The organism is Pseudomonas sp. FP818 (assembly GCF_030687335.1).
Taxonomy (GTDB): Bacteria; Pseudomonadota; Gammaproteobacteria; order Pseudomonadales; family Pseudomonadaceae; genus Aquipseudomonas; species Aquipseudomonas shahriarae.
On the sequence record NZ_CP117427.1, the window covers coordinates 3846836 to 3858788 of the forward strand.

General features: G+C 62.0%; 11 protein-coding genes. 6 read left to right on the forward strand and 5 right to left on the reverse strand.

Going from position 1 to position 11953, the window contains the following annotated elements; genetic code table 11:
- Window positions 1-5: 5 nt before the first annotated feature.
- Both PSH80_RS17280 and PSH80_RS17285 read left to right on the forward strand, forming a co-directional pair.
- Window positions 6-1304, forward strand: a complete 1299-nt coding sequence (locus PSH80_RS17280; RefSeq protein WP_057441663.1) for an FAD-binding oxidoreductase — start codon at window positions 6-8, stop codon at window positions 1302-1304.
- 29 nt (window positions 1305-1333) lie between these two features.
- Window positions 1334-1699: a cupin domain-containing protein gene (locus PSH80_RS17285; protein ID WP_057441665.1), complete on the forward strand. Its 366-nt coding sequence runs from the start codon at window positions 1334-1336 to the stop codon at window positions 1697-1699.
- Between the two features lie 148 nt (window positions 1700-1847).
- Here PSH80_RS17285 and feaR read toward each other — a convergent pair whose 3' ends face one another.
- From feaR to PSH80_RS17300, 3 genes are all read right to left on the reverse strand, one after another.
- Window positions 1848-2801 carry a transcriptional regulator FeaR gene (gene feaR, locus PSH80_RS17290; protein WP_169990037.1) on the reverse strand — a complete coding sequence of 318 codons (954 nt, stop codon included), beginning with the start codon at window positions 2799-2801 and terminating at the stop codon, window positions 1848-1850.
- 108 nt (window positions 2802-2909) lie between these two features.
- Window positions 2910-3530, reverse strand: coding sequence for a DUF3156 family protein (locus PSH80_RS17295; RefSeq protein ID WP_057960127.1), 621 nt, complete (start codon window positions 3528-3530; stop codon window positions 2910-2912).
- Window positions 3475-4974 (reverse strand): APC family permease, encoded by a 1500-nt coding sequence (locus PSH80_RS17300; protein ID WP_057441676.1) that lies wholly within the window; start codon window positions 4972-4974, stop codon window positions 3475-3477. The genes PSH80_RS17295 and PSH80_RS17300 overlap by 56 nt, the downstream gene beginning before the upstream one ends.
- A gap of 216 nt (window positions 4975-5190) precedes the next feature.
- On the opposite strand from PSH80_RS17300, the gene PSH80_RS17305 reads away from it, so the two are divergent.
- Window positions 5191-6519, forward strand: a complete 1329-nt coding sequence (locus PSH80_RS17305; protein WP_057960129.1) for a hypothetical protein — start codon at window positions 5191-5193, stop codon at window positions 6517-6519.
- A gap of 226 nt (window positions 6520-6745) precedes the next feature.
- A complete protein-coding gene (locus PSH80_RS17310) occupies window positions 6746-8233 on the forward strand; it encodes an aldehyde dehydrogenase family protein (RefSeq protein ID WP_198799556.1) in 1488 nt (495 codons plus the stop codon).
- Here the strand turns inward: PSH80_RS17310 and PSH80_RS17315 are convergent, their stop codons facing one another.
- On the reverse strand, window positions 8234-8635 hold the full coding sequence (locus tag PSH80_RS17315; RefSeq protein WP_057441680.1) for a RidA family protein: 402 nt from the start codon (window positions 8633-8635) through the stop codon (window positions 8234-8236).
- Between the two features lie 244 nt (window positions 8636-8879).
- Between PSH80_RS17315 and PSH80_RS17320 the strand changes: the two genes are divergently transcribed.
- Window positions 8880-10115 (forward strand): DUF1835 domain-containing protein, encoded by a 1236-nt coding sequence (locus PSH80_RS17320; protein ID WP_128593341.1) that lies wholly within the window; start codon window positions 8880-8882, stop codon window positions 10113-10115.
- On the opposite strand, the gene PSH80_RS17325 is transcribed toward PSH80_RS17320, so the two are convergent.
- Window positions 10112-10252, reverse strand: a complete 141-nt coding sequence (locus PSH80_RS17325; RefSeq protein ID WP_164844833.1) for a hypothetical protein — start codon at window positions 10250-10252, stop codon at window positions 10112-10114. The two genes, PSH80_RS17320 and PSH80_RS17325, sit on opposite strands and share 4 nt — an antisense overlap.
- A 302-nt stretch (window positions 10253-10554) precedes the next feature.
- Here PSH80_RS17325 and PSH80_RS17330 point away from each other — a divergent pair, with 302 nt between their 5' ends.
- Complete coding sequence (locus PSH80_RS17330; protein WP_200656525.1) at window positions 10555-11628, forward strand: L-dopachrome tautomerase-related protein; 1074 nt, start codon at window positions 10555-10557, stop codon at window positions 11626-11628.
- Window positions 11629-11953 lie beyond the last annotated feature (325 nt).

Genomic DNA, 11953 nt, shown 5'->3' on the forward strand with positions numbered 1-11953 from the left:
GCGCCATGATCACTATTGAAACCCCCACGTATTACACCGCGACCAAGAAGTACAACCTGAGCTTTCCCACCCTGGAGCAGGACATCGAGGCCGACGTCGTCGTGATCGGCGGCGGCTTTTCCGGGATCAACACGGCGCTGGAACTGGCAGAAAAGGGCATCACCAATATTGTCGTGCTGGAGGCGCGCTACCTGGGCTTTGGCGGCACCGGGCGCAATGGCGGGCAGATCATGGCCGGCATCGGCCACGACCTGGAGAAAATCAAGCAAGACGTCGGCGAAGACGGCCTGCGCCAAGTGTTCGAGATCAGTGACCTGGGCGCCGACATCATCAAAGACCGGATCGCCAAGTACAACATCGACGCCGATTTCTGCCATGGCTACGGCTATATGGGCTTCAACGCCCGTCAGGAAAAGACCCTGCGGGCCTGGGAAAAAGACTTCAAGTCGATCAACAGCAAGCATGAAATCCGCTTTCTCGGCGGCTCCGACGTCCAGCAGATCATCGGCTCCGACGCCTACAGCAGCGCCCTGTTGCATATGGGCGGCGGGCATGTGCATTCGCTGAACCTGCTGCTGGGCGAAGCCACCGCCCTGGCCGGCCTTGGCGTGCGGATCTTCGAGAACAGCCCGGCGCTGGAAGTCAGCTATGGCGAGCGCATCACCGTGCGCACCGGGCGCGGCTCGGTCAAGGCCAGCAAGCTGTTGTGGGCCTGTGACAGTTTTCTCAACAAGCTGGAGCCGGAGCTGCATCGCTCGACCATCAACACCTACGCGTTCCAGATGATGACCGAGCCGTTGAGCGAAGAACTGATCCAGCGGATAAGCCCGATTCGCGGGGCCTACAGCGACATCCGCCCGGTGATCGACTACTACCGCGTGACCAACGAAAACCGCCTGCTGTTCGGCGCCGCCACGCCGCTGGTAGAGCACATTCCCGGCGATTTGAAAGCCTGGAACCGCAAGTTGATGCTGAAGATCTTCCCCTACCTCAAGGACGTGAAAATCGACCTGGCCTGGGGCGGCCCGATGGCCTGCAGCCCCAACCTGTTCCCCCAGATCGGCACCCTGCCGGGGCGCAGCAATGCGTTCTTCGTCCAGGGTTACTCGGGCTTTGGCGTCACCCCCAGCCACATCATCTGCAAGGTCCTGGCCGAAGGCATGAGCGAAGGCTCGGCGCGCTATGACCTGGTCAGCTCAATCCACCGCCCGACGATTATCGGCAAGGACGCAATCCGCCCCTTGCTGCTGACCGCCGGCAAATCCTGGCACCAACTGTCCGGTTACTGGAATGGTCGCCGCTAACTCCATTTTTATCCCTCAGGAGCAACTGTATGGCCCTCGTTACCCTCAAGAAAGATATCCAGCTGTCTGAACTCGACGCCTGGGGCACCGTTGCCGATCTCGGCTCCGAGATCCTCGCCGGCGAGCTCAAGGCTTTCGGCAAAATGACTTTTGGTGCGCCCACCGACAAAGTCAGCAGCGCCTACTTCGGCACCACCCAGGGCAAATTCCGCATGGTCTACCCGTTTCATGAACAAGCCACAGTGGTCACCGGCGAGGTGCGCCTGACCGACGAAAACACCGGCCAAACCACCCGCTACCAGGCCGGTGACAGCTGGTTCGTGACCCAGGGCACACCCGTGCTGTGGGAAGTGGTCAGCGAGAGTTTCGTCAAGCACTACTTCGCGGTCGCATAACTGCGTTGCTTGGTGTGGGAGCGGGCTTGCCCGCGATGGCGGTGGATCAGTTAAGTACTTCTAATCTGACACTCAGCAATCGCGGGCAAGCCCGCTCCCACACCAAGCCCACTCCCACATTGGGGGTGGGCTGATTGATAAGTCGCGGTCAGGCCATTCCTACCACCTGCTGCAACCGGCTACTGCGAAACGCCTTGGGCGACTGCTCAAACTGCTTCTTGAACGAACGGCTGAAATGCGCAGAATCGGTGAAGCCCCATTTGTAGGCAATCGAGGTGATCGACTCGCTGCGCAGGAACGGGTTGATCAAGTCATCGGCGCTGCGCTTGAGCCGCGCGCGCTGGATGTAGCGGCAGACGCTGTCGTCCTGTTCTTCGAACAGCCGGTACAAATGGCGCACCGAGATGTTCAAGCGGCTGGCCAGGCCCACCGGGCTCAAGCCAGGCTGGCTCAGAGACTCATCAATGATTTTCTGCACGTAGCTGCGCAGGTTGTTGCCCTGCAACGCGGCCACGTCCTCGCGCGCGTCATCGTCCTGCTCCAGGGCCGAGCCCAGCAGTGACACAAAGGCACACTGCAGCGCCTCAACCTCGTCCTCGGCACCCTCGCTGCCCTTGCACAACTGGTCCATCAACACATGCAACATGCGCCCGCAGGCTTTGCTGGAGGAGATCTTGCCAAAGGTCTTTGATTGGCTGCCCATCTGCTTGCACACCTGGGTGCGCGGCAACGACAGCGAGATATGCTCGATCAAGCCGAATGGGGTGATTTCAATAGAGCCCACCGAGTCCATCAGCAGCAGTTCGCCAGGAGCCAGTTGCACCCGCTGGCCGTTCTGCACGATCTGCGAATAGCCGCTGCGCTGGCTGACCAAAAAGCAATCCTGATCGTTATCGCGGTCGGGGTTGGTCGCCTGGCGCTTGATCAACCCGGCATTGGTACGCAGGCTGGCCAACGACAGGCCGCCGCTGGCGAGCATGGAGAACTCGCCGATAAACAGCGAGCGGTTGAAGGCCAGTTCGGTGTCGAAGTGGCCGCACATGGCACGCAAGTCGCGGTTCCAGGTGTCGAGCCCCTGTTGTGCACTCTGTTGGATACCCATGGGTGTCTCCACAATGGCTTATTGTTTTTGTCGGGCAATAGTTAACATGTTATCTATATGCGCGCAACAAGTACCTGTCCACCATTGTGTTAGCACTAATGATGCCAATCAGAGCGTGCGCAATACGCGCTGCAAGCCGAGCAGCGCAGCCAGCAGTACATCCCGCTGTTCACGGCTCAGGGCAATGTAGCGTCGGAAGGCCGGCATGCGGTTGACCACCTCGCTGCCGCCCATGTGCTCCAGGCGTACGTGCCATTGCTGGGCATGCAGCTCGATGTGCAGGCGCTTGAAATCCAGGGGCATCAATGCCTCGTGCAGGGCGCTGTCCTGTTGCAAGCGCGCCTGCAATTGCCCCAGCAATGCCCCCTCGCCCGCGCGCTGCCGGCAGCAGATTCCAGTTCGTCGAATGGCCCCGCCATGGTGCAATTCAAAGCGTGCCGCGCCCTCTGCCGAGGCGGGTAGGCGCAGGCTGAATTCGGTCATGACCAGGTGCATCAACAACTGCGATTCGGTGCGCTCGCGGATCTCCAGGTGCAGGCTGTCGTCGTCCAGGAGGGCGTGCGCCAAAGTCGGCGATACCTGCTCGAAACGCGCCAGCCCGAGGTTGCGCTGCAACTGCCCCAGGGTGCGCCCAGGCTGATAGCCGGCGGGCGCCCGTTGCGCACTGAACAGTTCAGACAGCTTTTGCCGCAGTGCTGACATAGCCGTGATGAGCGTGACCCGGTTCATTGGCAAACTCCTTGGCCAGCACGTCTTCCACCGACGCCGGCGTGAATGGATTGACCTTCTGCACCACCAGGGTCCAGAACAGCGCATACACCGCAGTGCCGCCCAGCATCACGCCGAACGGGACATAGATATCCGCCGGGTTCATCCCTGGCGGCGTGATAAACCACATGCCCAACAGAATGCCGGCGCTGGACAGCAACTGCGGCAGCGGGAACCACGGCGAGCGATAAGCCCGTGGCAAATCGGGGCGACGAATGCGCAGGATCACCACCGACACCGTGACCAACAGGTAGGCGAAACTCCACGCACACACCGCCGCCAGCACCAGGTGCATGATGTTGTCGGTGTTGCCGCCCAGGTACAGCGCATGCAGGCACGGAATCAGCATCGCCACCAGGATGCACAGCACCGGAGTCTTGAAGCGTGGGTGCAGGTAGGTGAAGACCTTGGGCAACGCGCCATCCACCGCCATGCCATACAGAATGCGTGGCACACCGGCCATCAGGGTGTTGATGGTGGCGGCGCCGGCAAACAGAAAGCCAATGCCCAGCCACAGCGGCCCGATCTGCCCCATCACCTGTTCGGCAAAGCGTGGAATGGCCATGGGTGTGTCCAGCAGATGCACGCCGCTGGTCGCGTCCAGCACCACGTTTTCCACCTGGCGCTTCATCGCTGCGCCATAGATGAACATGCACGTTGCCACGCCCATCAGGCCGAGCATCATTGCCCGGGGCATGACCTTGGCCGACTGGCGCAAGTCCGGCGCCAGCGGGGTGACGAATTCACAGCCGACAAACATAAACATCGCCATGCCCACCAACGACAGCACTGTCACCAGGTCGGTGCCCACCAGGGACTCACCAAACCAGCCGTCCAGCTGCACTGCCGGCGCGGCGATCAGGCCCAGCACGCCAAACACCATCAAGGTGGTCCACATTCCGAAGGTGAGGATGATCTCGGCGCGGCCAAAGGCACTGACGCCAAACACATTGAGCACGCCGAACACCAGCACAAAACCGACACCCAGCAGCCACGAGCCACCGGCGGATTCGGCCAGGGTGTTGAGGTGTTCGAAGTTCACCAGCGCCATGACCCCGGCGAGGATGGTCTCGGCGGTGCCGGCAAACACATGCACGATCAAATACGCCGACAAGGTGCCGGTGATCGCAAAGAAACGGCCCATGCCGCAATTGATGTAGTCGTACACCGAGCCGGTGGTGGGCAGTATCGAGGCGGCCTCGGCGAAGGTCGTGGCCTGGGCCAGCATCATCACCACGGCCAGCAGCATGGCCAGCGCAAACGCGCTGCCGCCGATGCCAAAGCCCATGGTCGCGGTGAGAATCACCGGGCTGGCCATGATCAGGCCAATGGTGCTGGCCAACGCGGTGGGGAAACCCACCGTGCCCCGGTTCAGGTGCGCAGTAAGTCTGTCATTGCTCGACATGGTGCAGATCCTCGAAAGGGATTTTTTAGAAGTGTTTGCACTGTGCGCCCCGCCCAACCTGATCGTCTTGCCCCTGGCTGCCGCCGGTTTTGTTGCTCCCTGCCAGGGTTTGCAGCCTGGCGGCCAGGATCAATTACCTGGCACGCAGGTGAAAGACTTGCGCCGCCGACGCTCGCCCTAATGCGCCCTCAACTTAACCCTTGGGGGACTATAACAATGGAGCACACACGCAAAACCCGCCACCTGCGCCCGGCTGTCGGCCTGGGTCTGGCGCTGTTGATTGGCCAACCTTCAGCCCAGGCAATCGAACTGTATGCCGACGACGACACCACCGTCACCGGCAACTTCCTGGCCGTGTACGGCATGTTCAACAGTCGCAAGAACTACGAGGGCAGCCAGGGCGGTTCGACCTGGCGTGAAGGCTTTATCAAGTACGGCTTGAGCGTCGAGCAGACCCTGGGCAGCAACGCCAGTGTGTATGGCACCGCCAACCTGGTGAGTTCCGGCACCTGGGGCGATGGCGATGCCTCCCGCGTGACTGACGGCAGCGAGCGCACCACCAAGTTCGACGAAGCCTTTGCCGGCTGGCGCTCGGGGGACCTGTTGCCGGCCCTGGGCAAGGATGGCCTGGACCTGTCGTACGGGCGCCAGATCATCACCGTGGGCGACGGCTTTATCATCAACGACGATGGCCCGAACCTGGGCAATGGCGTGGCCGACGGTGAGTTCGACCGCGGCGGCGCCTATTACATCGCGGCGCGGCATGCGTTCGACAAGGCGGCAGTGATGCGCCTGGGCGGCAAGGACGGCCTGCATGGCAGCCTGATGTGGATCGAGTCCGACAACCGCGCCCAGGCCCTGACCGAAATGGCCATCGGCACCCTGGAATACAGCGCAGCGCCAGGCACCCTGGGCTTGACCTACCTGCATGGCATCGACGTGGACGAGCGGTTTGCCAACGACCTGCAACGTCAACGCAAGGGCATGAACCTCTACAGCCTGCGCGGCACCGGGAATGCCGGGATCGACAACGCGCACTTCTCGTTTGAATACGCCTGGCAGGACAAAGACCCCGGCCCGGAAAAAGCCTGGTACGCCGAGGCCGGCTACACCTTCGCCGACCTGCCCTGGTCGCCGGACCTGACCTACCGCTATGCGCGCTACTCGAAAAACTGGGATGCGCTATTCGCTGGCTTCAATCGAGGGTTGGGTACCTGGGTCCAGGGCGAAGTGGCGGGCAACTACTCCGGGCCCTACAACAGCAACACCTCGGTGCAGCACGTGGCACTCAAGGTCAAGCCGCTGGACAACCTGACCCTCGGCGCACTGTTCTTCGACTACCAGACTGTCAGCAAGCGCAACATGCTCGACCTGGATGGCCGCGAGCTGGACCTGTATGTCGAATGGGCGGTGAACGAACACCTGATCATCACGCCGTTGATTGGCCTGTACCAACCGGACAAGGACCAGGAGACGGGCGGCAACCAGGTCGGTGGCAACGGCACCAACGTGTATAGCCAGTTGGTGGTGGCGGTGCCGTTCTAAGCCGTGGGTTGCGCCTGAGCCACCGCACTTCCCCTGTAGGAACGGGCTTGCCCGCGATAGCGGTAGTTCATCCGCCGAATGTATCGACTGACACTCAGCCATCGCGGGCAAGCCCGCTCCCACAGGGGCATGGCAGCCACAGACATACGCCCCGGCAGGCACAGTCAAGCTGTCGCCTGCAGCGTTGGTTAGCCTCGGGGTTTCCCTTTTGATCAGGAACCTCCCCATGAGCGATATCGCGCTGCTGCCCACCGTCGAAGCCTTCTTGCGTCGAGACCACGGCCTGTTTATCGACGGCGGCTATGTCCCCAGCCAGTCCAGCCAGACCCTGGCAGTGATCAACCCCGCCACCGGCCAGGTCATCGCCACGGTCGCCGACGCGCAAGCCAGTGATATCGAGCTGGCCGTGGCCTCCGCCAGGCACGGCTTTAAACAATGGTCCCAGACCGCCCCGGCGGTGCGCGGTAACGTGCTGCTCAAACTCGCCGACCTGCTGGAACGCCACCGTGAGGAGCTGGCACAGATCGAGACCTGTCAGTCGGGCAAGATCATCCAGATTTCCCGGGCGTTCGAGGTGGACCAGGCCGCGCATTTCCTGCGTTATTACGCAGGCTGGGCGACCAAGATCAGCGGCCAGACCCTCACCCCGTCACTGCCTTCGTTTGCCGGCGAGCGCTACACCGCCTTCACCCTGCGCGAACCGGTGGGCGTGGTGGTAGGCATCGTGCCGTGGAATTTCTCGACCATGATCGCCATCTGGAAACTCGCCTCGGCCCTGGTGACCGGGTGCAGCATCATCATCAAGCCCAGCGAGTTCACGCCGCTGACCCTGCTGCGCATTGCCGAACTGGCGGTGGAAGCCGGCCTGCCCGCTGGCGTGCTGAATGTGCTGACCGGCGGCGGCCAGGTGGGTAAGGGGCTGATCGAACACCCCGGCACCGACAAGGTGTCATTCACCGGTTCGGTGCCCACCGGCCTTGCGGTGGGCAGCGCGGCCATGGGTGCCGGCCTGACCCGCGCGACCCTGGAACTGGGTGGCAAAAACGCCGCGGCGTTCCTGCCCGATGTGAAGCTGGAAACCGCCGTCAACGGCATTATCGAAGCCGGGTTCCTGCACTCCGGGCAAATCTGCGCGGCGGCCGAGCGGTTCTTCGTCCACCGCTCGCAGATCAACCCGGTCATGCAAGCCCTGGCCCAGCGTTTGAGCCGACTGAATATCGGCTCGCCACTGGATGAGCGCACCGAGTTCGGCCCGGTCACCCACCGTCAGCACCAGCTGAAGCTGGAAGGTTTTTTTGCCACCGCCCGCGCCGAAAACAACACAATCATCCATGGCGGCCAGCCAATGGATCGGCCGGGTTGCTATGTCGAGCCCACGATCATTCTCGCCAACAGCATCAACGACACGCTGCTCACCGAAGAGACCTTCGGCCCCATCGCCACGTTCCTGCCCTACGACGACGAGGATGAGTTGCTGGCGTTGATAAACCACACCGCTGGCGGCCTCAGCGCCAGCCTGTGGACCAACGACCTGGGCAAGGCGCTGCGCATGGTCCCGGCGATCAACGCCGGCACGGTATGGGTGAATATGCACACCCTGCTCGACCCGGCCGTGCCGTTCGGTGGCAACAAATCCTCGGGGATTGGCCGGGAGTTTGGCAGCGCGTTTATCGAGGACTACACCGAACTCAAGTCGGTGATGATGCGCTATTGATCACCCCGGGATCAGCGCCTCCGCCTCGATCTCGATCAACCACTCGGGCAGCGACAGGCCGCTGACGATGATCCATGACGACGGCGGCGGATTGTCGGGGAAACGCTCGCGCAGCGCGGCAGCGATAGGCTCCTGCTGATCGCGGGCGGACTCGACGATATACAGGCGCAGCATGATCACATGGGACAGATCGCCCTCGGCCGCGGCCAGGACCTTTTCAATATTGTCCAGGGCGGTGGCGGTCTGCTCGGCGATGCCGGGGCCGACGGTGCGCTCGTCTGCATCCACCCCCACCTGGCCGGACAAGAGAATGCGCCGGCCCTCGCGCACCTCCATGGCCTGGCTGAAACCGTATTGCAGGGAGTTGAAGACTGTCGGGGGATTGATGGTTTTTCGTTGCATGACGACTCCTTGTTGTCTGTAGGAAATAAGGCTACCTCAAGTGTTTTTTCGGCTCTTGGAGAAGTTGCCGATTTCAACATCCAGAAACAGAACACCTTGCAATCCACCCTCCCCCTACCTATATTCGCGCCAGGCGCCATCTACGCCACCTTCCGCGGAAAGGGCTGCGCCCAGGACATGACTGCAGACCTCATCACTACGACTCCCAACCTTAAAGCGGACAAGGTTTGTGCAAGGAGATCGTATGTCGCAACGCCCCGCCTCATCAGCCACTGACGGCCGTATCAACCTTGAGCAGCAGCGCAAGCGCGCCAAGGAACTGTTGCAGCGCCTGAAACATGGCACCGCGCCAACCGAACTGGCGCTGCTTGCCAACCCGCACCCGACGCTTTCCGATGCCCAATGGCTGATTGCCCGGCAACTGGGTTTCAGCAGTTGGCCCAAGCTCAAGGCCCATGTGGATGCAGTGGATTTCGCCGCCAACCACCCCGGTTTCGAAGCCAGCGATGAAGCGCGCACCACCCATTGGCGCTGCGGCAATGATATTGCCCACAGCCTCGGCGTGGCGGGGTTCAAGGGGCGGTTTCGGATGCTCAGCGACCCGCTGTGCATGGGCCCGGTCCAGACCTTGCCTGGCGAGGCCTACCGGGCGATGCGGGCGCGCTTCATCGGCCAGGCGTTTACCCTGGATGTGGCAGATGCCGCACGCCGCCTGGACGATGAGTACAGCCATCTTGAAGAGCTGGGCAGCGCCGACCACAGCGTGTTGTGGTGCGAAGCGGATGCCTATGACCAACTGTTCCTGATCCGTGCCCTGGCAGGTCTTCAGCACACGCCGGCCAGGCTGGAGTTGATCGCGGTCGACCGCATTCCCGGCGTGCAGCGCTTTATCGGCATCGGGCAATTGGCCCCGCAGGTGTTGGCCTGGCTGTGGCCCCAGCGCCGGCCAGTTGACGAGCCCATGCGCCAATTGGCGCGGCAGGCGTGGGCGGCCTATTGCGACAGCTCGCCCGTGGCCCTGGCACAGTTGGCCCGCAACCCCCTCCCCGCCTTGCCCTTGCTGGCCCCGGCACTGCGCCGACAGTTGCAGGAGTTGCCCGGCGCTCGCGATGGCTTGTCGCTGACCGAGCGCCTGGCCCTGCAGTATCTGGTAGAAGTCGGCCCCACGCCGTTTGCCCGGGTGTTCGCCGAGCTGATGGCCAAGCGTGAACCCCTGCCCTACCTCGGCGACATGATGTTCCATGCCCTGATGCGGCCGCTGATCGACGGGGCCTCTCCTTTGCTGACTGAGTCCGACAGCCACCTACCCTGGCCTGGCCGCACACTGGCGCTGACGCCCCTGGGCCACCAGGTGTTGAGTGGCAGCGAGTACTGGCCCGATCATGCAAGCCACGAGCGCTGGGTCGGTGGCGTGCAGATCGTAGCGGGGCAGCCGCACTGGACGATCGACGACAAGGGCGTGCCAGCCTGGCGGACCTAACGCCCCTGGCTGAGCATCTGCAGGTTCATCGCCACGAGCTTGCGCCGCTTGGACAAGGGCTTGCCGGCGTGTTTATGCAAGGTGCACAGCTCGAGGTCATCCTCGATGACCAGGATGCGTGCGGAAGGAGATGACATAGGCAGCAGATGATAACCGGTCACAATTAGGCCAACTTCTCACCCGGGGAAACATTGCGCAACGAACGTGGCGTATTGGGCTGTGTGAACGCGGATTATCAATATTTTGAAGAAACTGATTGCATCGAACCTGGGCTTTTTCAGTTAAACGCCAGCAATCAAGCTATCTCCTCGTTAGGTCACGTCACCAGATGCAGGAGAATCATCATGTCGAAAGCCACCGTCAGCCAGTTCATGCACACCCTCCATCAACGCCTCACCGAGTTGTGGGATACCTGTGCCCGCGCTGGGGGAGCACGCTCATGACCCGTTTGCTGCTGGGCGCCGCCATGCTGGCACTGCTTGCCGGGTGTGCCACTGTCAAACAGCCCGAGCTGGACGTCGCGGTCCAAAGCTCCGGGCAGATCTGGAACGCCGTAGCGCACTACAGCGGCCGCACGTTTCTCTCTGGGCCACGCTGGACCGGGACCCAGGGGCCACAACTGACGGCAATCGACCAAAATGGCCAGCGCGCTGCCTATCCAAGCGGTGCCTGGAACAGCTGGGCACCAGGGCGGGATGCTGCCAACGTCTTCGTGAATATCAATGCCCTGCGCCTGGAGGGCGACAAACTGTGGGTGGTGGATACCGGATCGCCCGAATTCGGCGGCAACCCTGTCAGCCAAGGCGCAAAGCTGGTGTGTATCGACCTGCCTACAAACCAGGTGGTTCGCACCTACTTCTTCGGGCCGGATATCGCCATGGCCGGCAGCTACGTGGACGACGTCCGCTTCAGCGCCGGCAAGGCCTTCCTCACCGATGCGGGAAATGCCGGCATTATTGTCGTCGACCTGGAGACCGGCGAAGCCCGGCGCGTGCTGAACCAGCATGCCTCAGTGGTCGCCCGGCCCGACCGGGACTTGATCCTCAGCAACCAGGTGGTCAAGGCCCCCAACGGCCAACCCCTGCGCGTCAACGCCGACCCGCTGGAAGTCAGCATTGACGGCGTCTGGCTGTACTATGGCGCGCTGCAAGGCCCGTGGTTCAAGGTGCGGATCCAGGACCTTGCGAACCCGGCCCTGCCCCCGGAACAACTGGCCGCGCGGGTAGAATTCTTTGCCGATATACCGGCAACGGGAGGTTCGGTCATGGATGCACAGGGCAACCTGTACTTTTCCGATCTGGCCCACGACGCCATGCGCGTGCGCCGCCCTGACGGACAGATCGAAACCCTGATCGTGGACAAGCGCCTGCACTGGGTTGACGCGCCCTTCCTGGACAAGGACGGGACGTTGTGGCTGCCCACTCCACAAATGGACCGCGTAGCCCTGTTCAACAAGGGTAAATCCCTGGTGCAGTGGCCGGTGGGGGTTTATCGCTTACCGATACAGCGCTGATCAGCGCGACTGCAGATTGCTTAACGCTTTCACATCCCTTTCACAGTCGGGCGCCTAAGGTGATCCCAGCTCCTAGTGAAAACCTTTAAGCCCGCACTCCCCATCGCGGGCTTTTCTTTGTCTGGGATTTGCCCCCTCGCCTCCAAAGCCTCCCCCTTCGCACAGCCGCGACAGACTTTCTTCCAAAAAGTTCCTCGCTTCAGCGCCCAGCTGAACAAATACCCCGCCAAATCTCCATTTACACCCTGACACATACCAGCATTCGCTAGTAGAATCTCGCGCGATGTCATTTTGACACCCTGTTCAAATGAACACAGGAAAATGC

Bases quoted from the DNA above. Each gene is read 5' to 3' on its own strand.
- PSH80_RS17295 (WP_057960127.1), bottom strand. From the start codon at position 3,530: ATGAACCGGGTCACGCTCATCACGGCTATGTCAGCACTGCGGCAAAAG.
- feaR (WP_169990037.1), bottom strand. From the start codon at position 2,801: ATGGGTATCCAACAGAGTGCACAACAGGGGCTCGACACCTGGAACCGC.
- PSH80_RS17315 (WP_057441680.1), bottom strand. From the start codon at position 8,635: ATGCAACGAAAAACCATCAATCCCCCGACAGTCTTCAACTCCCTGCAA.
- PSH80_RS17300 (WP_057441676.1), bottom strand. From the start codon at position 4,974: ATGTCGAGCAATGACAGACTTACTGCGCACCTGAACCGGGGCACGGTG.
- PSH80_RS17285 (WP_057441665.1), top strand. From the start codon at position 1,334: ATGGCCCTCGTTACCCTCAAGAAAGATATCCAGCTGTCTGAACTCGAC.
- PSH80_RS17330 (WP_200656525.1), top strand. From the start codon at position 10,555: ATGACCCGTTTGCTGCTGGGCGCCGCCATGCTGGCACTGCTTGCCGGG.
- PSH80_RS17325 (WP_164844833.1), bottom strand. From the start codon at position 10,252: ATGTCATCTCCTTCCGCACGCATCCTGGTCATCGAGGATGACCTCGAG.
- PSH80_RS17320 (WP_128593341.1), top strand. From the start codon at position 8,880: ATGTCGCAACGCCCCGCCTCATCAGCCACTGACGGCCGTATCAACCTT.
- PSH80_RS17280 (WP_057441663.1), top strand. From the start codon at position 6: ATGATCACTATTGAAACCCCCACGTATTACACCGCGACCAAGAAGTAC.
- PSH80_RS17310 (WP_198799556.1), top strand. From the start codon at position 6,746: ATGAGCGATATCGCGCTGCTGCCCACCGTCGAAGCCTTCTTGCGTCGA.
- PSH80_RS17305 (WP_057960129.1), top strand. From the start codon at position 5,191: ATGGAGCACACACGCAAAACCCGCCACCTGCGCCCGGCTGTCGGCCTG.